This is a genomic window from Azospirillum sp., from assembly GCF_035627195.1.
Classification (GTDB): Bacteria; Pseudomonadota; Alphaproteobacteria; order Azospirillales; family Azospirillaceae; genus Azospirillum.
In genome coordinates this window covers 1-22,403 of the sequence record NZ_DASPMG010000106.1, presented here as the reverse complement: position 1 = coordinate 22,403, position 22,403 = coordinate 1, and the positions used below count along the sequence as shown (strand labels likewise).

Here is a 22,403-nt window from a genome sequence, read left to right as displayed (position 1 = left end):
ACCTCAGAACTCCTCGTAGAAGCCAAGCTTGCGGTGCAACGGCGCGTCGTCGACGTGGAAGACGAAGGCCGGGGCCTTGCCCTCGGCGCGGTGGCGGACGGTGGCGTGGGTGGGGATGGCGATGGTGTCGCCCTCCTCCCAGCGCAGCGTGACGCCGTCGATCTCCGATTCGCCGCGCCCTTCGATCACGTGCAGGACGCTGCTGGCCGAGCGGCGGCGCGGCGCCACCTCCTCCCCGGCACGGATCATCTGGGCGGAGAAGCCGAGGATCGGCAGGCATTCCTCGCCCGTCTCCGGGTTCACGTAGGCGAGGTGCACCGCCTCGCCCGGGCCGACGGCGGTGGACAGGTCGGTCAGGTTCTGCCGCACCTCGCGCCAGGGGAAGCGGATCAGCGGGTAGTCGTCGCGCCGGGCCTTCAGCGAGGCGTAGGGCACGAGGCCGGCGCGGCGGTAGGTGGTCTGCGAACGGTCGGCGGCGTTGCGGATGGTCTGCGGCTCACCCTCGATGCAGTAGGACGCCTCCAGCGCGTAGACCAGCGGCAGGTCCAGCGCGTCGAGCCACACCACCGGGCCGCTGCCCGCGTGCCCATGCTCGTGCCACAGGCCGGACGGGGTGAGGATCAGGTCGCCCTTCTCCATCGGGCACTTCTCGCCGTCCACCGAGGTGAAGCCGCTCTGCCCTTCGACGACGAAGCGCACGGCGCTGGGCGAATGCTTGTGGTTGGGCGCGGTCTCGCCGGGCAGGATCAGCTGCAGGCCGAGGTAGATGGACGGGGTCGCCATCATCCGCTCCAGCCCCAGGCCGGGGTTGGAGAGCACGAGCACGCGGCGCTCCGCCTTCTCGATCGGCGTCAGCTCGCCGGCGCGCATCAGGTGGTCGCGGATCTCGGCGTAGCGCCAGGCGAAGGGCACGGTGGCGCGGCTCGGGATGCCGTAGGGGAGCACGGCGCGCAGCGACGGCCACAGCGGGACGACGCTCATCGCCGCCAGATCGCTGACGTACTGGGCCGGCAGATCGGCCATCGTCCCCAGTTGGGTGGACATGGGCTTCCTCCTCGAACGGGGCTCTGGAACGCCCCTGTTGTCGTTGGTGACATTACTGATTGACAGCATACTGATCAACAGCGTACTGATTGTCCGCATGCTGTTCAATAAAAAACGCAGCGTCACCCCGTCGCAGGGGGCCGCATGCGGACGGCAACTGGACACGTTCTATGGGAGGAACGCATGATGAAACGCGCAGCCGGCCTGACCCGGATCGGCCTGACCCTTGCCCTGGCGGCCGCGGCGCCGCTGGCGGCATCTCCGGCCTATGCCGCGGAGAAGCTGAAGGTCGGCTTCATCTCCACCTTCTCCGGCCCGCAGGGCGTGCTGGGGCGCGAGCTGCTGGACGGCTTCCAGCTCGGCGTGAAGCACGCCGGCGGCAAGCTGGGCGGCGTGGACGTCGAGATCGTGCAGGGCGACGATCAGGCCAAGCCCGACGTCGGCGTCCAGCTGGCCGAGCGCATGCTGGAGCGCGACAAGGTGCAGATCGTCACCGGCATCAACTTCTCCAACGTGCTGCTGGCGGTGGCCAAGCCGGTCTTGGAGAACAAGACGATCTACCTGTCGATCAACGCCGGCCCGTCGCAGCTGGCCGGTGCGGGCTGCAGCCCCTACTATTTCAACGTCGCCTTCCAGAACGACAACGTGCCGGAGGCGATGGGCCGGCACCTGACCGACAAGGGCGTCAAGACCGCCTACCTGCTGGCGCCGAACTATCCGGCGGGCAAGGACATGCTGGCCGGCTTCAAGCGCTTCTACAAGGGGCAGGTCGTCGGCGAGGTCTACACCCAGTTCAACCAGCCGGACTACGCCGCCGAACTGGCCGCCATCCGGCAGGCCAAGCCGGAGGCGGTGTTCTTCTTCTACCCCGGCGGCATGGGCATCAACTTCCTGAAGCAGTACGCGCAGTCCGGCCTGAAGGGCGAGGTGGCGCTGTACGGCCCCAGCTTCTCGCTGGACCAGACGGTGCTGCCGGCGGTGGGCGACGCCGCGCTTGGCACCTTCAGCACCGCCTTCTGGTCGGAAGGCACGGAGAACGCCGCCAACAAGGCCTTCGTCGAGGCGTTCGAGGCCGCATACGGCCGCATCCCCTCCCCCGCCGCTGCCACCGGCTATGACGGGGCGCGCCTGCTGGACGCCGCGGTGAAGGCGGCGGGCGGCAAGGTGTCGGACCGCGAGGCGCTGCGCACCGCCATCAAGGGTGCGAAGTTCGAGAGCGTGCGCGGCAGCTTCCGCTTCAACACCAACAACTACCCGGTCCAGGACTACGCGCTGTACGAGGTGGTGAAGGACGCCAAGGGCCGTCTGGTCAACGCCTACCGCGCCCCGGTCATGAAGGACCACCAGGACGCATACGTGAAGGACTGCGCGATGAAGTGAGCCTGAAAGCCCCTCCCCCCTCGCGGGGGAGGGGTTTGGGGAGAGGGGGGACAGCCGCCAGACGGCGGCAAAGGAGTCCTTTTTCTCCGGGCTGCCGCCCGGAACCACCCTCTCCCCAACCCCTCTCCCGTCAAGGGAGAGGGGCTTTCCCAAGGCTTGAGGGGAGCCCCCACACCATGAGTGCCATGCTCATCGCCGAACAGACGCTCAACGGGCTGCAGCTGGGGACCATGCTGTTCCTCATGGCGGCCGGGTTGACGCTCGTCTTCGGCATCATGAACCTGATCAATCTGGCGCACGGCTCGCTGTACATGCTGGGCGCCTATTTCGCGGCGACGCTGTTCCGGCTGACCGGCTCGTTCCTGCTGGCCGGGGCCGGCGCCTTCGTCGGCGTGCTGGCGCTGGGCATGCTGCTGGAACTGGCGGTGCTGCGCCGCTTCTACGCGCGCGACCACCTGGACCAGGTGCTGGCGACCTTCGGCCTGATCCTCTTCTTCAACGAGATGGCGCGCATCGTCTGGGGCCCGCAGGCGGTGTTCATGCCGCTGCCCGAGGCGCTGGAGGGCACGGTCACGCTGATCCCCGGCGCACCCTATCCGCTGTACCGGCTGGTCACCATCGGCGTCGGGATGGCGGTGGCGGTGGCGCTGTACCTGCTGATCTCCCGCACGCGGGCCGGCATGCTGATCCGCGCGGGGGCCAGCAACCGCACGATGGTGGAGGCGCTGGGCGTCAACATCCGTGTGCTCTACACCGCCGTGTTCGGTCTGGGCGCCGCACTCGCCGCGCTGGCCGGCACCATGGCGGGGCCGCTCCTGTCCGTACAGGTGGGCATGGGCGACAGCGTGCTGATCCTCACCCTGGTCGTCATCGTCATCGGCGGCATCGGCTCCATCCGCGGCGCCTTCATCGCGGCGCTGATGGTGGGGTTGAGCGACACCTTCGGCCGCATGCTGCTGCCGGCGGCGGTGTCGGAGATGACGATCTACATCCTCATGGCGGCCATCCTCTACTGGCGCCCGCAAGGACTGTTCTCGGCCCATGACTGATATGACCACGATGACGGGGCCGCCGGCCCTGCGCGCGCCGTCCGCGCGCCTGTGGGCGGTGGCGCTGCTCGCCATCGCCCTCCTGGCCCTGCCGCCCGCCGCAAAGGCGCTGGGCGAGCCGTTCTACATCTCGCTGGTCAGCCGCGTGCTGGTCTTCGCGCTGGCGGCCATGAGCCTCGACCTCATCCTCGGCTACGGCGGGCTGGTGTGCTTCGGGCACGCCATGTTCATGGGGGTGGGCGCCTACGTGGTCGGCATCCTGGCCCACCATGGGGCGGAGGAGACGCTGCTGTTCGGCCTGCTGCCCGGCACCGACAGCGGCTGGATCGCGTGGCCCCTGGCGATGCTGTGCGCCGGGCTGCTGGCGCTGGCGGTCGGCTACGTCTCGCTGCGCACCAAGGGGATCTACTTCATCATGATCACCCTGGCCTTCGCGCAGATGGCGTACTTTTTCTTCGTCTCGCTGCGCGCCTACGGCGGCGACGACGGGTTGAGCCTCGCCGCCCGCTCCACCTTCTCCGACCTCGTGTCGTTGCGCGACAAGACGTCCTTCTACTACGTGGCGCTGGGGGTGCTGATCGCGGTGGGGCTGCTGCTGTGGCGGGTCACCAATTCGCGCTTCGGGATGGTTTTGCAGGGAGCCAAGGCCAACGAGCGGCGGATGGCGCACATCGGCTTCCCGGTGTTCCGCTATCGGCTGGTGGCCTTCACGCTGGCCGGCGCCATCGCCGGGCTGGCCGGGGCGCTGCTGGCCAACCAGGCGAACTTCGTCAGCCCGGCCATGATGCACTGGACGCGGTCGGGCGAGATCATCGTCATGGTCATCCTGGGCGGCATGGGGTCGCTGGTCGGCCCCGTGGTCGGCGCCTTCGTCTTCCTGCTGCTGGAGGAGGTGCTGTCCGGCTGGACCGAGCATTGGCAGGCCGTCTTCGGCCCGATGCTGCTGCTGGTGGTGATCTACGCGCGCCAGGGCCTGTACGGCCTGCTGCCGGCGCGGGAGGGCAAGTGATGGACCGCCCGCTTCTCAAAGTCACCGGCCTGATGAAGCGCTTCGGCGCGCTGGTCGCCACCGACAATCTGTCGCTGGACCTGAAGGACGGCGAGATCCACGCGCTGATCGGCCCCAACGGCGCCGGCAAGTCGACCCTGGTCGCCCAGCTGGCGGGCGAGCTGCGCTCCGACTCCGGCCGGGTGGAGTTCGAGGGCGCCGACGTCACCGCGCTGACCCCGCCGGAGCGGGTGGCGCTGGGCATGGTGCGTTCCTTCCAGATCACCAGCGTGTTCCGGGAGTTCACCGCGCTGGCCAACGTGGCGCTGGCGGTGCAGGCGCGCCAGGGGCACAGCTTCCGCTTCTGGCGCAACGCCCGGACGGATCCCGCGCTGGCCGAGCCGGCGCGCCGCTACCTGGAGCAGGTCGGCCTGGGCGACCGCGCCGACTGGCCCACCGCGCGCCTGTCCTATGGCGAGCAGCGCCAGTTGGAGATCGCCATGGCGCTGGCGACGAATCCGAAACTGCTGCTGCTGGACGAGCCGCTGGCCGGCATGGGGCGGGAGGATGGCGCGGTGATCGTGGAGCTGCTGTCATCCTTGCGCGGCAAGCACACCATGCTGCTGATCGAGCACGACATGGACGCCGTGTTCAGCCTTGCCGACCGCATCAGCGTGCTGGTCTACGGGCGCGCCATCGCCACCGGCACGCCCGACGCCATCCGCCGCGATCCCGACGTCCAGCGCGCCTACCTGGGCGAGGAGGCGCATGCCGGGGAGTTCTTCAATGCTTGAGGTCAAGGGGCTCCAGGCCGCATACGGCGACAGCCAGGTTCTGTTCGGCATGGATCTGGCGGTGGAGGCGGGTCAGGTGGTGACGCTGCTGGGCCGCAACGGCATGGGCAAGACCACCACCATCCACACCATCATGGGCATCGTCCGCCCGAAGGGCGGCGAGGTGCGCTTCTCCGGCAAGGCGATCCACGGCCAGCCGGCCTACAAGGTGGCGCGCAGCGGCCTGGGGCTGGTGCCGGAGGGGCGGCAGATCTTCCCCAACCTGACGGTGGAGGAGAACCTCGTCGCCACCGCCACCAAGGGCGAATGGACGCTCCGGCGCGTCTACGAACTGTTCCCGCGCCTGTCGGAGCGTCGGTCCAACCTGGGCAACCGGCTGTCGGGCGGCGAGCAACAGATGCTGGCGATCGGCCGCGCGCTGCTGACCAACCCGAAGCTGCTGATCCTGGACGAGGCGACGGAGGGTCTGGCGCCGCTGATCCGCATCGAGATCTGGCGCTGCCTCGCCGCGCTGAAAAAGCAGGGGCAGGCGATCCTGGTGGTGGACAAGAACGTCGACGCGCTGATCGAGATCGCCGACCGCCACTTCATCGTCGAGAAGGGCCGCGTCGTCTGGCAGGGCGACGGCGACACGCTGTCGGCCGATCCCGACCTGCGCCACCGGTACCTGGGTGTTTGAACGGAAGACCATTCCATGAAGCTGCACAACTATTTCCTCAGCTCCGCCTCGTTCCGGGTGCGCATCGCGCTGAACCTCAAGGGCTTGGCGTACGAGTACGTCAGCCACCACCTGCGCCGGGCGGAGCACCGGACGCCGGAGTTCCTGGCGCTGAACCCGCAAGGCTTGGTGCCGGCGCTGGAACTGGACGACGGCGCGGTGCTGACCCAGTCCATGGCGATCGTCGAATACCTGGAGGAGGCGCACCCGGAACCGGCGCTGCTGCCGCGCGACCTGAAGGGCCGCGCGCGGGTGCGGGCGCTGGCCCAGGCCATCGCCTGCGACATCCACCCGATCAACAACCTGCGTGTGCTGAAGTACCTGGAAGCGCCGCTGGGGCATGACCAGGAGACGCGCGACACCTGGTACCGGCACTGGGTGACGGTGGGCTTCGACGGGCTGGAAGCGGAGCTGGCCGGCAGCCCGGCCACCGGGCGCTTCTGCCACGGCGACGCGCCGACGCTGGCCGACGTCTGCCTGCTGCCGCAGGTGTTCAACGCCCAGCGCTTCGACACCGACCTGACGCCCTACCCCACCATCCGCCGCATCGCGGCCGAGTGCCTGACCCTGCCGGCCTTCGCCGACGCCGTGCCGGAACGCCAGCCGGAGGCCAAGGCCCAGAAATAAGGATCAGAAATAGCGTTCCGCGATGCGGACGACGTCGTCGGGCATCACCGGCGTGGTGATGGGCGCCTTGTAGACCTTGCGCTCCGGGTCGCGGCCGCGGGAAACGAACACCACGTCCTGGCGCGCGCGGTAGGTGAAGCCGCCGGCCATCGCCACCGCCGACAGCGCGGTCATGCCGCTGACGTAGGGATACTGGCCGGGGGTGCGCACTTCGCCCAGGATGAAGAAGGGGCGGAAGGTGAGCACCTCGGCGGCGACCTTGGCGTCGCGGACGTAGGCCGGGGAGAGGCGGCGGGCGATCTCGCGCTCCAGCTCGCGCGTGGTGCGGTCCTTGGCCGGCACCTCGCCGATCAGCGGCATGGCGATGCGGCCGCTGCCGTCCACCCGGAACTCGCCGGACAGCGGCTGCTCGCCGAAGACGGTGATGCGCACCGCGTCGCCGGCACCCAGGCGGTAGTCGCCGCCCGCCGCCAGCCCCGGCGGCTCCGGTGGGGCGTCCATGTCGGCGCAGCCGGCCAGCACCAGCCCCGGCCCGACGGCCGACCATCCGATCACGCGCAACGCCGTACGCCGATCCATGCGGTTTTCCTCCCCCGCCTGAAACAGTTTGCTTCAGGCTACCGCCGCGCAGGCACGAAGCGGGAAAAGGCAAAGGGGGAAGCGGCGCATCCGATCGGGTGCACCCCTTTGGTGCACCCGCCGGAAGAAAGACCTCAGCGCAGCCCAGCGTTCAGCGCGGCCAGCGCCGCCGCACCCGGCACCAGATCGGCGTCGCCGAGCTGGTTGAGCGGCGTGTCCACCGTGTTCAGGTGGTCGTGCAGGTCCTCGGCCTCCGGCTCCACGTAGATCAGGCCGGTGGCGATCTCGCCCTGCTCCTGCAGTCCGGCCAGATGGTTCATGGCGGCCACGCGGTCGTTCACGTCGTAGTCGGCGGCCAGTGCCCGCAGCCGCACCACCGAACCGTCGTGCAGCGTGACGTTGCGCGCCGTGCCGGGCTCCACCTCCGCCACGATCTCCGCCTTGGCCGGCACGAAGTCCGGGCGGTTGAGCGCCTCGTTGTGGGCGCGGACGTGGTCGTAGCTCTTGGTCGAGCCGGCGTGGTTGTTGAAGGTCACGCAGGGGCTGAGCACGTCGATGAAGGCCGCACCGCGGTGCCGGATCGCCGCCTTGATCAGCGGCACCAGCTGCGCCTTGTCGCCGGAGAAGCCGCGCGCCACGAAGGTGGCGCCCATTTGCAGGGCGAGGCCGACCAGATCGATCGGCTCGTCCAGGTTCACCTGCCCCTTCTTGGACTTGCTGCCCTTGTCGGCGGTGGCCGAGAACTGGCCCTTGGTCAGGCCGTACACGCCGTTGTTCTCGACGATGTACAGCATGTTCACGCCGCGCCGGATGGAGTGCACGAACTGCCCCAGGCCGATGGACGCGCTGTCGCCGTCGCCCGACACGCCCAGGTAGACGAGGTCGCGGTTGGCGAGGTTGGCGCCGGTCAGCACCGACGGCATGCGCCCGTGCACCGAGTTGAAGCCGTGCGAGGCGCCCAGGAAGTAGGTCGGCGTCTTCGACGAGCAGCCGATGCCCGACAGCTTGGCGAGGCGATGCGGCGGCAGGTCCAGCTCGAAACAGGCCTGGACGATGGCGGCGCTGATGGAATCGTGGCCGCAGCCGGCGCACAGCGTGGACACGGCCCCCTCGTAGTCGCGCCGGGTGAAGCCCAGGGCGTTGGCGGGCAGCGAGGGGTGGTGGAGCTTGGGCTTGAGGTAGGTCATGACACCACCTTGCGCTTCGGGGCCATGTGTTGGGGCGCGACGTTGTAGGCGGACAGCTTCTCGCCGATGGCCGACACGATGAAGCGCGCGGTGATCGGCGTGCCGTCGTAGTGCAGCACGGGCATCAGCTTGGCCGGATCGATGGCGCCCTCGTTGATCAGCAGCGTGCGCAGCTGCGCGTCGCGGTTCTGTTCCACCACGAACACGGTGTCGTGCCGCTCGATGAACTCGATCACGCTGTCGTCGAAGGGGAAGGCGCGGACGCGCAGCGCGTCCACGTGCAGCCCCTGCCCTTCCAGCACCTCCAGCGCCTCCGCCATGGCCGGGCCGGTGGAGCCGTAGTGGATGACGCCGAAGCGCGTGGCCTGCCGGGCCGGGCGCGGCACCGGGGCGGGCACCAGCCGGGCGGCGGTGGCGAACTTGCGCAGAAGGCGCTGCACGTTGTCCACGTACACGGCCCCTTCTTCCGAATAGCGGGCGTACGGGTCCTTGCTGGTGCCGCGCGTGAAGTAGGCGCCACGGGCGGGGTGCGTGCCGGGGTAGGTGCGGTAGGGGATGCCGTCGCCGTCCACGTCCTTGTAGCGGCCGAAGTCCTTGCCGGCCTCCAGTTCTTCCGCCGTCATCACCTTGCCGCGGTCCATGTGGCGGGTGTCGTCCCAGGTGAAGGGCTCGCACAGCCACTCGTTCATGCCGATGTCCAGGTCGGACATGACGAACACCGGCGTCTGCAGCCGGTCGGCGAGGTCGAGCGCCTGGACCGCGAAGTCGAAGCACTCCTTCGGGTCCTCGGGGAACAGCAGCACGTGCTTGGTGTCGCCGTGCGAGGCGTAGGCGCAGGCCAGCACGTCGGATTGCTGCGTGCGCGTCGGCATGCCGGTGGAGGGGCCGCCGCGCTGCACGTCGATCAGCACCGCCGGGATCTCGGCGAAATAGGCCAGCCCGAAGAACTCCTGCATCAGCGACACGCCGGGGCCGGAGGTGGCGGTGAAGGCCCGCGCGCCGTTCCAGGCGGCGCCGATCACCATGCCGATGGCCGAAAGCTCGTCCTCCGCCTGCACGATGGCGTAGCGGGCCTTGCCGGTGTCCGGATCGGTGCGGAACTTCTTGCAGTATTTGCCGAACGCCTCGACCACGGACGTGGACGGGGTGATCGGGTACCAGCCGGCCACCGTCGCCCCGCCGTAGACGCAGCCGAGGCCGGCGGCGTTGTTGCCGTCCACGAAGATGCGCTCACCCACGGCGTCGGAGTGCTCCACCCGCAGGCCGATGGGGCACGTCAGGTTGGCGAGCGCGTGGTCGCGGCCCAGGTGCAGGGCGTGCACGTTGGCGGCGACCAGCTTCTCCTTGCCCTTGAACTGCTCGGCCAGCAGCGTCTCGATCACCGCCGGGTCGATGCCCAGCAGGGCCGACAGCACGCCCACATACAGGATGTTCTTGAACAGTTGGCGCTGGCGCGGGTCGGCGTATTCGGCGTTGCAGATCGCCGTCAGCGGCACGCCGATGACGGTGACGTCGTCGCGGAACTTGGACGGCGGCAGCGGCTTGGTCGAATCGTAGAGCAGGTAGCCGCCGGGCTCCACCTCCGCCACGTCGCGGTCCCACGTCTGCGGGTTCATGGCGACCATCAGGTCGACGCCGCCGCGCCGGCCGCGATGGCCGGATCCCGACACGCGCACCTCGTACCAGGTGGGCAGGCCCTGGATGTTGGAGGGGAAGATGTTGCGAGGCGCCACCGGGACGCCCATGCGCAGGATGGACTTCGCGAACAGCAGGTTGGCGCTGGCCGAACCGGAGCCGTTGACGTTGGCGAACTTGACGACGAAGTCGTTGATGCTGGTCAGCGGCATGCGGACCCCGCGTGGCTCATTTCCAGGAAGAACTTCTGCATGTCCCAGGCGCCGGTCGGACATCGCTCCGCGCACAGGCCGCAGTGCAGGCACACGTCCTCGTCCTTCACCATCACGCGCCCGGTCTTCAGCGCCGGCGACACGTAGACCGGCTGGTTCAGGTTGACGGCCGGTGCCTTCAGGCGGGTGCGCAGTTCGCCCTCGTCCTCGGCATCCTCGGCGATGGTCAGGCAGTCCATCGGGCAGATGTCGAGGCAGGCGTCGCACTCGATGCACAGGTTGGTGGCGAAGGCCGTCTGCACGTCGCAGTTCAGGCAGCGCTGCGCCTCCTGCCACGCCAGCCGCCCGTCGTAGCCCAACTCGACCTCCACCCGGACGTCCTTCAACGCCTGTTCGGTGTCGAGCAGCGGCACCTTGTGGCGCCGGTCCGTGGAGACGTCGTTGTCGTAGCTCCACTCGTGGATGCCCATCTTCTGGCTGATCAGGGTGACGTGCGGCGGCGGGCGGTCGCGCACGTCCCGGCCCTGGCAGAACAGGTCGATGGAGATCGCCGCCTCGTGCCCATGGGCGACGGCGGTGATGATGTTCTTCGGCCCGAACGCCGCGTCGCCGCCGACGAACACACGGGGCAGCGTCGTCTGGTGCGTGACCGGGTCGACGACGGGCAGGCCCCAGCGGTCGAACTCCAGCCCGATGTCGCGCTCGATCCAGGGGAAGGCGTTGTCCTGGCCGATGGCGACCAGAACGTCGTCGCATTCCATGGTCACGTCCGGCTCGCCGGTCGGCAGCAGGCTGCGGCGGCCCTTCTCGTCGTACCTCGCCTCCACCTTCTCGAAGATGACGCCGGTCAGGCGGCCGTCCGTGTGGGTGAAGGCCTTGGGAACCAGGAAGTTGTGGATGGGGATGCCTTCGTGCATGGCATCCTCCTTCTCCCAGGGCGAGGCCTTCATCTCGGCGAAGCCGCTGCGCACCACCACGCGCACGTCCTCGCCGCCCAGGCGGCGCGCGGTGCGGCAGCAGTCCATGGCGGTGTTGCCGCCGCCCAGCACGATGACCCGCTTGCCGATCGTCTCGACATGGCCGAAGGAGACGCTGGCCAGCCAGTCGATGCCGATGTGGATGTTGGCCGCCCCTTCCTGCCGGCCGGGCACGTCCACGTCGCGCCCGCGCGGGGCGCCGGTGCCGATGAAGACGGCATCGAAGCCGTCGTCCAGCACCGCCTTCAGGCTGCTGATCCAGGTGCCGAACCGGGCGTCCACGCCCATGTCGAGGATCTGGCCCACCTCCTCGTCCAAAACGCTGTCGGGCAGGCGGAAGCGCGGGATCTGGCTGCGCATGAAGCCGCCGCCCTTCGCCTCCCCCTCGAACAGGGTGACGGCGTAGCCCAGCGGCATAAGGTCGCGCGCCACGGTCAGCGAGGCCGGACCGGCGCCGATCAGCGCCACGCGCTTGCCGTTCTTCTGCGCGGGCACCTTGGGAAAGCGGGCGCGCACCGACTCGGGCGTCTTATGATCGGCGGCCACGCGCTTCAGGCGGCAGATGGCGACCGGTTCCGCCTCCACCCGGCCGCGGCGGCAGGCGGGCTCGCACGGGCGGTCGCAGGTGCGGCCGAGGATGCCGGGGAAGACGTTGGACTTCCAATTGATCAGGTAGGCGTCGTCGTAGCGCCCGGCGGCGATCAGCCGGATGTACTCGGGCACCGGCGTGTGTGCCGGGCAGGCGTACTGGCAATCGACGACCTTGTGGAAGTATTCGGGGGTGCCGGTATCGGTGGGCTTCACGGCGCACCTCCCATCCTTGAAACGGGTGTGGGAATGTGCGGGGACACGTCATCAGCCGCCGCGCCGATGCGGCGGTCCTGCCTGAGCATCATGTTTCCTCCACGCTCCGCCCTTCGTTGGGGGCGGGCTTCTCTGCGGACGGGGCCGCTTATCCCCTATAGATTGCGCGCATCGCCCCGTCCGCGCAAGGGACACCACCCGAATGAGCGGGCTTCGACCTGCCCGCGCGGGTGGGTTTCGTGGAGGACGGCAGGCCGGGCGGAGGCCTCCGGGCGCCGATGGGGCGCGGCCTCCGCCCGATGTCCATCAGTAGGTCTTGTCGAGGCGATCCGGGTATTGCTTCTTCCAGAAGTCGCACTTGTGCGCGGCGTTCACGTCGATGAAGTCCAGCGCGCCGCCCGTGCCGAAGCGCAGCGCGTTGTTCTTCTTCGGGTCGAACACCGGCCACGCCGGCAGGTCCGCACCCGACGGCGTGCCGGTACGGGCGAAGCTGGTCCAGTAGGCCATCATCGGCGCGGCCACCTTGCGCTGCACCTCCGTGAGCGCGGGCGTGTCGCGGGCCATGGTGTTGGAGAAGCCCGGGAACTGGTAGGGCAGTTCGGCGGAGTGCACCGCGCCCATCTGCATGCCCGGGTTGGCGACCACGTCGGGCGCGTTGGGATCGGCGAACTCGTACTGGTGGACCGTGACGTGCTTCGCGGCCAACTGCGCCGTGCGCACGTAGACGCAGTTGTTGAGCCCCACCGTCGGATCGAAGTCGGACCGTACGCCGCCGAAGTAGGACGCCGAGGCCAGATCGCCCGGCACCGGGTATTCCTTCAGAATCGTTTCCACCCTGTCCTTGCCATAGATGTCCGCGAGCCTGTCCTTGAGGGTGAAGCGCGTGGTCAGCTTGCCGCCGGCCATCTCGTAGGCGACGTAGAGGCGCAGTTCGTCGGTGTTGCCGCCGTGCAGCAGCGGCACCTTCAGGAACTTGCCCGTGGCCAGCGCCTCGTCGCCCGGCAGCGGCAGCGCCTTGCTGCCATGGACCGGGGCGAAGGCCATGAGGTCGGCCGCCAGCGCCGTCGACCCGGCTTCGAGCAGTTCCTTGACCGGCTTCTCGCGCAGGCACTTGAGCTCGTCGCCGCCGACGCAACCGACCAGTTCGGCCACCCGCTTGCCGACCGCGTCCGCGGCCTCCTCCTTGGAGCGCAGCTTGTGGACGCACCCGGCGCTTTGCAGGATGGCCTTGTGGAAAAGGCCGGCGCTGCGGTCCGGTGCCAGGATCTGCATGCAGGCGCTGGCACCGCCGGCCGATTCGCCGGCCAGGGTGACGTTGTCGGGATCACCGCCGAACGCCGCTATGTTGCGCTGCACCCAGCGCAGCGCCTCGCGCTGGTCCTCGAACGCGTAGCCGCCGTTGAAGTCGGCGTCGAAGGCGCGGTGCGGCATGAAGCCGAAGACGCCCAGGCGGTAGTTCATCGTCACCACGACCATGTCGCCGGCCTTGGCCAGCGCGCTCAGGTCGTACAGCCCACTGGACCCGCCGACGAAGCCACCGCCGTGGATCCACACGAACACCGGCTTCTTGCCGTCGGCCGGCTTGCCGCCGGGGGCCGGGGCCGTAACGTTGAGGTACAGGCAGTCCTCGTTCTCGCTTCTCTCGGGAATGCCGTAGCGCTCCAACTGCGGACAGGCGCTGGCGTAGCGCGTGGCGTCCAGCGTGCCGGTCCAGCCCTTGGCCGGCTGCGGCGGCGCCCAGCGCCGGTCGCCGGTGGGCGGCAATGCGTAGGGGATACCCCGGAACTCGCGCACCCCGTTGCCGATCACGCCGGCCATGGGGCCCTGGTCGGTCACCACCACGGTCGGGTCCGCCGGCTCCTGGGCGTGCGCGGCCCCGGCCAGCAGGCACAGCGCCGCCACGGCGGCGCCGAGCGAGAGAATACCTTTCTTCATTGTGCAGCTCCATCCACACCAGATCCGAAAGGCACCCATAGCACCGCGATTTTGCTCGAATCCATCGCATACAGTTAAATGTCGCAATTTGTCGAATATGGTTGCGGAAGGGTTTTGTTCGCATACAGATGCAAGTCCACCAGAGGCCACACGCTGCCTGGCGGGAATGCCGACATTCTGCAAATCCGTCATGCCCGGGTCCAGTCCCGGGCACCCACGCACCTTGGATTGGTCGGAGTGCGTGGGTAGCCGGGACAAGCCCGGCCATGACGATGAGAGGGCGTCACACCGACGGCCGGCAGGTGCGCAGGAAGACCTCCAGCGTCAGCAGCGCCCACAGCAGCTTTTCGTGGTTGCGCCGGCCGCGCAGGTGTTCGTCCAGGGGGGCGCGCACGACGGCGGCCGGGAACAGCGCGCGCAGGCGGCTGTCCGGGCCGTCCAGGTGGTCGGTCAGGTAGTGGCGCATGCCGCCGCGGAACCAGCGGTGCACCGGCAGGCGGAAGCCGACCTTCGGCCGCCGCAGCACTTCGGCCGGCAGCAGCGGCGCCATGGCGAGGCGCAGCGCGCGCTTGCCGGTGAAGCCGCGCACCCGCCATTCGTCCGGCAGGCGCCCGGCCAGATCGGCGAATTCCCGGTCCAGGAAGGGCATGCGGCCCTCCAGCCCGTGCGCCATGGTCATGCGGTCGCCGCGCTCCAGCAGATTGTCGGGCAGCCAGACCGTCTGCTCGAAGGCCAGCATGCGGCGCAGCGCGGTGTCGCCGCGCGGTTCCGGCAGCGCCGCCGTGGCGCCGGGGCGCAGCGCCGCCGCCTCCGGCTCGCCCAGCCACAGCCGGGCGCGCGGGCCGAAGCCGGCCTCGCCCAGCGCGCCGGCCAGGATCTTCAGCCGGCGGGCACCATAGGGCAGCGCCGCCGCCAGCGGCCCGGCCAGCGCCCGGTGCAGCGGCGGCGGGACGAGGCGCTGGTAGGCGGCCACCCACGGTTCGGCGATGTCGCGGGGGTAGCCGCCCAGCAGCTCGTCCGCCCCCTCGCCGGACAGCACGACGGTGACCGACTCCCGCGCCAGACGGCTCAGCAGCAGCAGCGGCAGGTCGGCGGGTTCGGAGACGGGCGCGTCGCGGTGCCACGTGGCGCGCGGCAGCAGGTCGATCAGTTCGCGCTCGGAGAACACCACATCGTGGTGCCGGCAGCCGAGGTGCCGGGCGACGCTGCGGGCGTAGGGCAACTCGCTGTAGGCGGGCTCCGCGAAACCGGCGGAGAAGGTCTCCACCGGCCGCCCCGCGTGCCGCGCCATCAGCGCCACGACGGAGGAGGAGTCGAGCCCGCCCGACAGGAAGGCGCCGACCGGCACGTCGGCCACCATGTGGCGGGCCACCGCCGCCTCCAGCGCCGCGCGCAGCAGCGTGGGCGGGTCGCCGTCCGGCATGGGCCGGCGGGGCAGCGCGTCGGGCGGCGTGTGGAAGGCCCAGTGGTGCAGGGTCCCCCGTTCCCACACGGCGGCGGTGCCCGGCGGCAGCTTCTTGATGCGGGCGAACAGGGTGCGCGGGGCCGGCACGAACAGCCAGTCGAAGTAGTGGGCCAGCGCCCGGCGGTCGAGGCGCGGCTCGACGCCCGGCAGGGTCAGCAGCGCCTTGATCTCCGACGCAAAGGCCAGCGTGCCGCCGCGGTGCAGGAAGAACAGCGGCTTCTGCCCGAACGGGTCGCGCGCCAGCAGCAGGCGCCCGGCCGCCGGATCCCACAGCGCGAAGGCGAACATGCCGTTGAGGCGCGCCAGCAGCCCCTCCGCCCCCCAGGCGCGGTAGCCGTGCAGCAGCACCTCCGTGTCGCTGGATGTCGTGAAGGCGGCGCCGGCCTGCTGCAGCTCGGCGCGGAGTTCCCGATGATTGTAGATCTCGCCGTTGAAGGTGACGGCGGTGCCGTCGGGCAGGGCCATCGGCTGGTGCCCGCCCTCCAAGTCGATCACCGACAGCCGGCGGTGGCCCAGCGCCACCTCGGCGAAGCCGTCGGCCGAGCCGGCGGCCAGTTCGCCCCCGTCGTCCGGGCCGCGGTGCCGCACGAACGCCAGCATGAGGTCGAGCGCGTGGGCCGGAAACCCCTCCCCCCGCCGCGCGATCCAACCGGCGATGCCGCACATGCGTCCCCCTTTCCCCTTTGACAGCTTCAGCGCGCCAGAACGGCCGGCCGGCCGGCCAGCACGGTGTCGTAGACCTGCAGATAGGCGCGCACCTGCCGGCGCCAGTCGAACAGCCGCTCCACCCGCTCCCGCCCGATCGCGCCCATGCGGCGGCGCCGGTCGGGATCGTCCAGCAGCTCGGCGATGCGGCCGGCGAGGTCGGCGGGGTCGGAACCCGGCGCGGTCAGCCCGGCGCCGCCGGCGATGGCGCAGTCCTCGGTCAGGCCGAACTGCACGACCGGCAGGCGGAAGGCCATGTATTCCATCAGCTTGTTCATGGAGATCTTGTCGTTGTAGGCGTTCGGCGGGTCCGGGCAGACGCCCAGGTCGGCCGTCGCCAGCAGCTCGAAGAACGGGAGGCCGGTGAGGTAGCCGTGGAAGGTGCAATAGCCCGCCACGCCCAGCTCGCGCGCCAGGGCCTGCATGGGTTCGAACTCCGGCCCGGCGCCGGCCAGCGCCAGATGCACGTCGGTGCGCCCGCGGCGGATGAGCACCTGCAGCGCCCGCAGCAGCCGGTCGACGCCGTCCTGCGCGCCCATGACGCCGACATAGAGCAGCAGGTGCGCCGCCCCGTGCCTCAGCGCCGGCACCGGCGCCACCGCCGGCACGTGGTCGAGGTCCAGGCCGCTGCGCACCAGCGTCACGTCCTGCGGATCGCGCCCGCCGCGCTCCACGGCGATGCGGCGCAGCGCCTCGCTGGTGGTGACCACGTGGTCGGCCAGTTTCAGGGTGCAGCGCTCGGCCAGCAGGGTGGCGCGGTGCAGCCAGCCCGCGCGGCCGAACTTGGCCAGGAACATCTCCGGCACCGGGTCGTGGTGGTCGAAGATGAAGCGCGTGCCGAACAGCAGCTTGAAGAAGCCGGCCACCAGGAAGATGTCATCCGGCGGGTTGCATGCCTGGATCACGTCGAAGCCGCGCGTCGCCTTGATCCGGCAGGCCAGCACGAATTCCCCCACCAGGGCGGCAGCGTATTCCAGGACGAAGCCCAGCTTGCCCGTCGCCTCGAACGGCAGGCCGTGGCGGTGGACGTGGATGCCGTCGATAAGCTCGTAGCCCTTGGTGTAGCCATGCGCCTTCGGGCAGATGACGCTGACCTCCCAGCCGTGGCGGTGCAGCGCGTGCGCCTCCTGCCAGACGCGGCGGTCGAGCGGCACGGGCAGGTTCTCGACGATGATGAGGACGCCGGGACGATGGGTCATGGCGGACACCCCGCGGCACGGAACTGCCTTAGGGGGTATCCTAACCCTAAAGATGGATCTTCGGGCGATTTCATCCTATGACTGCAGCGGGCGTATCGTCGCATCCGGCCTGCCCTGATTCTCACGTTGGCCGGGTAACATCCTGGGAACGATCATGCGTTGGCCGATCGCGCTTTGCCTGCTGCTGCTCACCGCCTGCACGCAGTACGGGACGATCCGGGAGACCATGCCGGAGGGGTTCCAGGCGTGGCAGGCGACGCCGCCGGAATACCGCTTCGGCCCCGGCGACGAGATCGAGATCAAGATGATCTACCATCCGGAGTTGTCGGACCGCCTGCTGGTGGCGCCGGACGGCCGCGTCAGCCTGCCCCTGGTCGGCAGCGTGCGGGTGGAGGGCAAGACGTCGGACGAGCTGGCGGCCGAGCTGAAGGCGCTCTACCGCAGGGAATTGCGCGAGCCCGACGTGACGGTCATCGGCCGCGCCTTCGCCTCGCAGCGCGTGCTGGTGGGGGGCGAGGTGATGGCGCCCGGCGTCTACACCATCACCGGGCGCCTGGGCGCCATGCAGGCGGCCATGCTGGCCGGCGGCTTCCGCGAGACCGCGCGGCTGGACCAGGTGGCGCTGATCCGCCGCGGGCCGGACGACAAGCCGATGCTGCGCATCGTCAACGTGGAGGCGGTGCTGAACGGCAGCGGCAGCGGCAACGACGTGCCGCTGATGCCCCACGACATCGTCTTCGTGCCGCGCAGCACGGTCGCCGAGATCGATCTGTGGGTGGAGCAGTACATCAACCGCACCCTGCCCTTCGGCCGCAGCTTCAACTACTCCATCAACCGCAACACCAACCCGGCCACGCAGTGACGGGCCGCGTGCCCCCTCCCGGCTCGCTTACGCTCGCCACCCTCCCCCGCTTCGCGGTGGAGGGTCTTCCGTGCCGAAGCGGCGGCAGTCCCCTCCACCTCGAAGAGGGGGAGGGTTAGGGAGGGGGCAAACGTCACCGCAGCCCGAGCGCCGCCAGGGCGTCGGGATCGAAGGCGCGGCGGATCGCCTTGGGGTCGGCGGGGACGACGGCGCCGTCGCGCCACAGCTCCACCGGCCCCACCGCCGTGGCGATGCCGAAGACGTCGGCGTAGTCCCACACGGTCCACGGGATGCCGTGCCGCTCCAGCGCCGCGCGCGCGTCGGAGAGCCACGCCCGGCGCGACTCCGGCGGCACCTTCAGGCGCAGCACGCCGAACTCCGTGACCACCACCGGCACGCCGTTCGCGCGGCTCCAGGCGGCGATCTCGGCGACCAGCCGGTCCAGCGTAGCGGCGTCCCACGGGGCGGCGGCGTAGGCGCGCACCAGGGCCTGCGCCTTCGCCGTCTCCGGCCCCGGCCGGATCGCCACCGTTGCGGGGTCGAGGCGGTGCGAGGGGTAGGCCAGCGCCGCGATCTGCGATTCCGGCGGGCGCGACGCGGTGCCCCAGTTGGCGCCGAAGTGGGTGAACAGGTGCGGCTCGTAGAAGTGCACGACAGCGGCGACGCGGGCGTCGCGGAACACGCGGGCGGCGCGCAACTGGTCCATGATGGTGGGCGCGTCCAGGCTGGACAGCAGCACCCAGCGCGTGCGGTCGACGTCGCGCACGGCGGCCAGCAGCCGGCCCTTCAGGTCGTTCCACACGGCGGCACGGCCGGGGAACTGCGGCTCGTTCAGCGGTTCGAACAGCAGGCGGTCGGCCGGGTGGTGGCGGTAGCGCTCGGCCAGGGCGCGCCAGAAGGCGACGAAGCCATCCTGCACCGCCGGCTCCCGCTCGATGCGGGCGCGGGCGGCTTCCGGCGGGTGGAAGTCGAGGACGACCGTCAGCCCCGCCGCCAGGATGTCACGCACCGCCGCGTCCAGCAGGTGCTGCTGCGGCGGGCGAGCCAGCGGCGCGTCGGGAGTCCAGCCCAGGCGCGCCGGGTCGAAGGGCAGCCGCACGTGGTCGAACCCGGCGGCGCGGATGGCGGCAAGGTCGTCGGCCGTCACCGGCTGCCGACCGCCGTACTGCAGCCAATGGCTGAGGTTCACGCCGCGCCGGATCGGCGGCGCGTCCGCGCGTGCGTCGGCGGCGGCGACCAGCGCCAGCAGCACGCCCAGCGCCGCCCCGGCCAGCCGGCGCCCGGCGCGCTCCGGCATCGGCGATGCCTCCTCCGCCGGCTCCGGCCGGGCGCTGCGGTGCCAAGCGAGACCGCCGATCAGCACCACGACCAGGATCACCAGCGCCCGGTCCTTGCTGCCCAGCGAGTTGTTCGACGACGCGATCAGCAGGAACGTCAGCGCCGCCACCCACAGCGCCGCCGGCGCCCCGCGCAGCAGGGAGCGCACGAACCACAGGAGCGTCGCTGCCAGCGGCGCGAAGCCGACCAGCCCGAAGTTCAGCACCCACAGCACCCAGAAATTCTCGATGGCGTCCGACAGGCCCTGCGCGCGGCGCAGGAAGGCCAGCACCCGCTCCACGCCCAGGGGGCCGATGCCGAACCACAGCTCCGGCGTGCTGACCAGGGCGAAGACGCGGAAGGCGACGACGCGGGTGCGCGCGCTGGCGTCCATGAAGAAGCTGGAGAAGATGCGCTCCCCCAGCCCCAGCCCCACCACCGCGGCGGCGGCCAGCAGCGGGATCAGCAACAGCACCAGCGAATGGCCGATGGCGTTGCGCACCCCGTGCCGCACCCGCAGCAGCGAGCCCGCCGCCCACACCGTCAGCCACACCGCGCCGAAGCCGCCGACCACCACGAAGGCGACGCGGCTGCCGAAGGCCAGCAGGGCCGCCGCCTGCACCAGAAGCGCCAGCGCCCCCAGCACCGGCCGCCCGCGCAGCACCAGCACCGTGGCGAACAGCACCGTGCCGGTGATCAGCGCGTTGTTCAGCGGATGCCCGCCCAGCGCGGTGGCGCGGAAGTGCCGCTCGAACACCGGCTCCCCGCCGATCATGTAGGGGACGAGGCGGTCGCCGCTCACCGCCTCCGCGATGCCCAAGAGCGCGTTGGCGGTGACCAGCACCACGACGCCCGCGAACAGCAGCGCCCTGTACCGCTCCGGCAGGTGCAGCATCAGCGCCGCGGCGATCAGCGGCATCGCCAGCGTCTCCAGCACGAAGGCGGAGCCGGAGAAGCCGTAGTTGAGCGTGACGTAGGCGAACAGCCCGGCCACCGTCACGCCGTAGAAGGCGGCGGCCGGCACCCGGCGCGCCGTGTCCGCCACCAGCCGCACCGGATTGGCCGGCACCGCCAGCACCACGAACGCCAGCATCAGCAGATACGAGCCCGGGTGCACCTTCCACACATACGACCCGCCCGGCACGTTGTACGGGATCCCCAGCGTCACCAGCAGGCTGTCCGACACCAGCAGGTCGAGTGCGATGCCGACAAAGGCCAGGATGGCGGCCAGTTGCGCGCTCACCGCCGCCTCCACCGCGCCAGCAGCGGCCGGGCCGCCTGCCGCAGCACCAGCCACGCGGTGCGCGCCAGGATCTCCAGGTCCAGCCGCACCGACCAGTTGTGGACGTAGTGCAGGTCGAAGGCGATGCGCCGCCGCAGGTCGGCGTCGCTGACGACCGGCCCGGCGAGGCCGTTGACCTGCGCCCAGCCCGTGATCCCCGGCTTCAACGCGTTGCGCCGGGCGTGCCGGGCCAGCTCGTCGTGCGCCGGGTGGCTGCCGATCAGCATGCCGGCCGGATAGGGCCGCGGGCCGACCAGCGACATGGTGCCCTCCACCACGTTCAGCAGTTGCGGCAGTTCGTCCAGGCGCAGGCGGCGCAGCACGCGGCCGATGCGGGTGACGCGCGGGTCGTGATCCTCCTCCTGCCGGGCGCCGGCCACGTCGGCGCAGTCCTGGCGCATGGTGCGGAACTTGCGCACGGTGATGATGCGGTCGTGGAAGCCGTAGCGCGGCTGGCGGAACAGCGCCGGCCCCGGACTGTCCAGCCGCACCAGCACGCCGATCGCCAGCATCACCGGCAGGAACAGCAGCAGCAGCGGCAGGCCGAGCAGAAGGTCCTCCGCCCGCTTCACGGCGGCGCCGAAGCGGCCGAGTGGCCGGGCGGCGTGGGAATGGATGGGTGCGGCGTGCATGGTGGGCCTCCGCCGGTCGGTGCGCTCAAAGCCAGCGGTAGAGGAACTTCGGAATGTGGAAGCGGCGCTTGTTGAGGACGACGCCCAGGATGGTGGCGCCGGCCTCCTCCAGCTCGTCGCGCAGGTGGGCGGCGACGGGGGCGCGGGTCTCCTCCGCCTCCACCACCAGGACGACGCCGTCCATGTGGCCGGCCAGCAGGATGCCGTCGAACACGCCGCTGCTGGCCGGCGCGTCCACCACCACCATGTCGAAGCCGGCGCGCAGCTGGTCCCAGAACGCCGCCTGCCCGCGCAGGTCCAGCCCCGGCGGCGGGTCCAGGTCGCGGCATTCGCTCACCGCCAGCCGCAGCCCGTCGACCCAGTGGCCGTGCAGGTGCGCCCGCCCGCCCGCGTCGTCCACCCACAGCCCCCTGGCCGGCAGCAGGGCGCCGTCGATGGGCACCAGATCGCGGCCCGGCGTGCGGGCGGCGAGGTCGCGGAACCACGCGTGCTGCGCGTTCTCCGGCCCGGCGAGGTCGAACAGGAACACCGCCCCGTCGCCCAGCGAGGCCGCCGCCAGCGCGAACATGCGCGCCACCGACGACACGCCGCAGCCGGGGCTGGCGCCGATGAACTGCACCAGGGCACCGTGCCGGTCACCATGCCGGTCACCATGCCCCTCGCCCAGGCGGCTCATGACCTCGTAATAAAGGTGGCGGAAGTGCTGGCCCCATTCCTGGACGGCCTGAACGTCTGTCGTCATGACACGCCCTCCCTCTCCCGGGCGGCGGGCAGCGTCGGCAGCGGGCGCGCGGGGCCGAGGGCCGGCGGCTCCAGCGCGCCGCCGTCGGCATGCGGCAGCGCCAGCAGCACCTTCAGGCCCAGCTGGCGCTCCACCGTTTCCGGCGTCAGGAACACGTCCGACACGGCGGCCTTGGCGAACGCCACCGCGAAGGCGGACAGCAGCCCGGCGAAGACGCCGGCCACGCTCACCAGAAGGCGCGGGTTGGCGTCGCGCTGCGGCGGCAGCGCC

Annotated in this window: 19 protein-coding genes; 7 read left to right on the top strand and 12 right to left on the bottom strand. The window is 70.6% G+C overall.

Annotated features, from left to right (window positions below; all coding sequences use genetic code 11):
- Positions 1 to 3 precede the first annotated feature (3 nt).
- A complete protein-coding gene (locus VED21_RS09590) occupies positions 4 to 1,044 on the bottom strand; it encodes a cupin domain-containing protein (RefSeq protein WP_324882119.1) in 1,041 nt (346 codons plus the stop codon).
- Positions 1,045 to 1,227: 183 nt separating this feature from the next.
- Here VED21_RS09590 and VED21_RS09585 point away from each other — a divergent pair, with 183 nt between their 5' ends.
- The 6 genes from VED21_RS09585 (at position 1,228) to maiA (ending at position 6,600) form a co-directional block, all read left to right on the top strand.
- Complete coding sequence (locus VED21_RS09585; protein ID WP_324882118.1) at positions 1,228 to 2,424, top strand: ABC transporter substrate-binding protein; 1,197 nt, start codon at positions 1,228 to 1,230, stop codon at positions 2,422 to 2,424.
- A gap of 176 nt (positions 2,425 to 2,600) precedes the next feature.
- Positions 2,601 to 3,473, top strand: a complete 873-nt coding sequence (locus VED21_RS09580) for a branched-chain amino acid ABC transporter permease (protein WP_324882117.1) — start codon at positions 2,601 to 2,603, stop codon at positions 3,471 to 3,473.
- The gene (locus VED21_RS09575; protein ID WP_324882116.1) at positions 3,466 to 4,482 is read left to right on the top strand and encodes a branched-chain amino acid ABC transporter permease; all 1,017 of its coding nucleotides are present in this window, start codon (positions 3,466 to 3,468) and stop codon (positions 4,480 to 4,482) included. The genes VED21_RS09580 and VED21_RS09575 overlap by 8 nt, the downstream gene beginning before the upstream one ends.
- Entirely contained in the window at positions 4,482 to 5,255 is a 774-nt protein-coding gene (locus tag VED21_RS09570) for an ABC transporter ATP-binding protein (RefSeq protein WP_324882115.1), read from the top strand. The genes VED21_RS09575 and VED21_RS09570 overlap by 1 nt, the downstream gene beginning before the upstream one ends.
- A complete protein-coding gene (locus VED21_RS09565; protein WP_324882114.1) occupies positions 5,248 to 5,934 on the top strand; it encodes an ABC transporter ATP-binding protein in 687 nt (228 codons plus the stop codon). Before VED21_RS09570 ends, VED21_RS09565 begins: the two co-directional genes overlap by 8 nt.
- A gap of 15 nt (positions 5,935 to 5,949) precedes the next feature.
- The gene (gene maiA, locus VED21_RS09560) at positions 5,950 to 6,600 is read left to right on the top strand and encodes a maleylacetoacetate isomerase (protein WP_324882113.1); all 651 of its coding nucleotides are present in this window, start codon (positions 5,950 to 5,952) and stop codon (positions 6,598 to 6,600) included.
- A gap of 3 nt (positions 6,601 to 6,603) precedes the next feature.
- Here maiA and VED21_RS09555 read toward each other — a convergent pair whose 3' ends face one another.
- The 7 genes from VED21_RS09555 to VED21_RS09525 form a co-directional block, all read right to left on the bottom strand.
- Entirely contained in the window at positions 6,604 to 7,179 is a 576-nt protein-coding gene (locus VED21_RS09555) for a polysaccharide biosynthesis/export family protein (protein WP_324882112.1), read from the bottom strand.
- A gap of 134 nt (positions 7,180 to 7,313) precedes the next feature.
- The gene (locus VED21_RS09550; RefSeq protein WP_324882111.1) at positions 7,314 to 8,366 is read right to left on the bottom strand and encodes a 2-oxoacid:ferredoxin oxidoreductase subunit beta; all 1,053 of its coding nucleotides are present in this window, start codon (positions 8,364 to 8,366) and stop codon (positions 7,314 to 7,316) included.
- Positions 8,363 to 10,213 (bottom strand): 2-oxoacid:acceptor oxidoreductase subunit alpha, encoded by a 1,851-nt coding sequence (locus VED21_RS09545; RefSeq protein WP_324882110.1) that lies wholly within the window; start codon positions 10,211 to 10,213, stop codon positions 8,363 to 8,365. Before VED21_RS09545 ends, VED21_RS09550 begins: the two co-directional genes overlap by 4 nt.
- Positions 10,204 to 11,994: an FAD-dependent oxidoreductase gene (locus VED21_RS09540; RefSeq protein WP_324882109.1), complete on the bottom strand. Its 1,791-nt coding sequence runs from the start codon at positions 11,992 to 11,994 to the stop codon at positions 10,204 to 10,206. Before VED21_RS09540 ends, VED21_RS09545 begins: the two co-directional genes overlap by 10 nt.
- A 306-nt stretch (positions 11,995 to 12,300) precedes the next feature.
- Complete coding sequence (locus tag VED21_RS09535; RefSeq protein WP_324882108.1) at positions 12,301 to 13,929, bottom strand: carboxylesterase/lipase family protein; 1,629 nt, start codon at positions 13,927 to 13,929, stop codon at positions 12,301 to 12,303.
- A 283-nt stretch (positions 13,930 to 14,212) separates the two neighbouring features.
- Positions 14,213 to 16,060: an asparagine synthase (glutamine-hydrolyzing) gene (asnB, locus tag VED21_RS09530; protein ID WP_324882107.1), complete on the bottom strand. Its 1,848-nt coding sequence runs from the start codon at positions 16,058 to 16,060 to the stop codon at positions 14,213 to 14,215.
- A gap of 26 nt (positions 16,061 to 16,086) precedes the next feature.
- The gene (locus VED21_RS09525) at positions 16,087 to 17,298 is read right to left on the bottom strand and encodes a glycosyltransferase family 4 protein (protein ID WP_324882106.1); all 1,212 of its coding nucleotides are present in this window, start codon (positions 17,296 to 17,298) and stop codon (positions 16,087 to 16,089) included.
- A 154-nt stretch (positions 17,299 to 17,452) separates the two neighbouring features.
- Here VED21_RS09525 and VED21_RS09520 point away from each other — a divergent pair, with 154 nt between their 5' ends.
- The gene (locus tag VED21_RS09520; RefSeq protein WP_324882105.1) at positions 17,453 to 18,160 is read left to right on the top strand and encodes a polysaccharide biosynthesis/export family protein; all 708 of its coding nucleotides are present in this window, start codon (positions 17,453 to 17,455) and stop codon (positions 18,158 to 18,160) included.
- A 133-nt stretch (positions 18,161 to 18,293) separates the two neighbouring features.
- Here the strand turns inward: VED21_RS09520 and VED21_RS09515 are convergent, their stop codons facing one another.
- From VED21_RS09515 to VED21_RS09500, 4 genes are all read right to left on the bottom strand, one after another.
- Positions 18,294 to 20,720 (bottom strand): VpsF family polysaccharide biosynthesis protein, encoded by a 2,427-nt coding sequence (locus tag VED21_RS09515; protein WP_324882104.1) that lies wholly within the window; start codon positions 20,718 to 20,720, stop codon positions 18,294 to 18,296.
- Entirely contained in the window at positions 20,717 to 21,391 is a 675-nt protein-coding gene (locus VED21_RS09510; protein ID WP_324882103.1) for a sugar transferase, read from the bottom strand. Before VED21_RS09510 ends, VED21_RS09515 begins: the two co-directional genes overlap by 4 nt.
- Before the next feature lie 25 nt (positions 21,392 to 21,416).
- Positions 21,417 to 22,133 carry a hypothetical protein gene (locus VED21_RS09505; protein WP_324882102.1) on the bottom strand — a complete coding sequence of 239 codons (717 nt, stop codon included), beginning with the start codon at positions 22,131 to 22,133 and terminating at the stop codon, positions 21,417 to 21,419.
- A partial coding sequence (locus VED21_RS09500; RefSeq protein WP_324882101.1) for a hypothetical protein occupies positions 22,130 to 22,403 on the bottom strand: 274 nt, incomplete at its 5' end. The genes VED21_RS09500 and VED21_RS09505, both read right to left, overlap by 4 nt.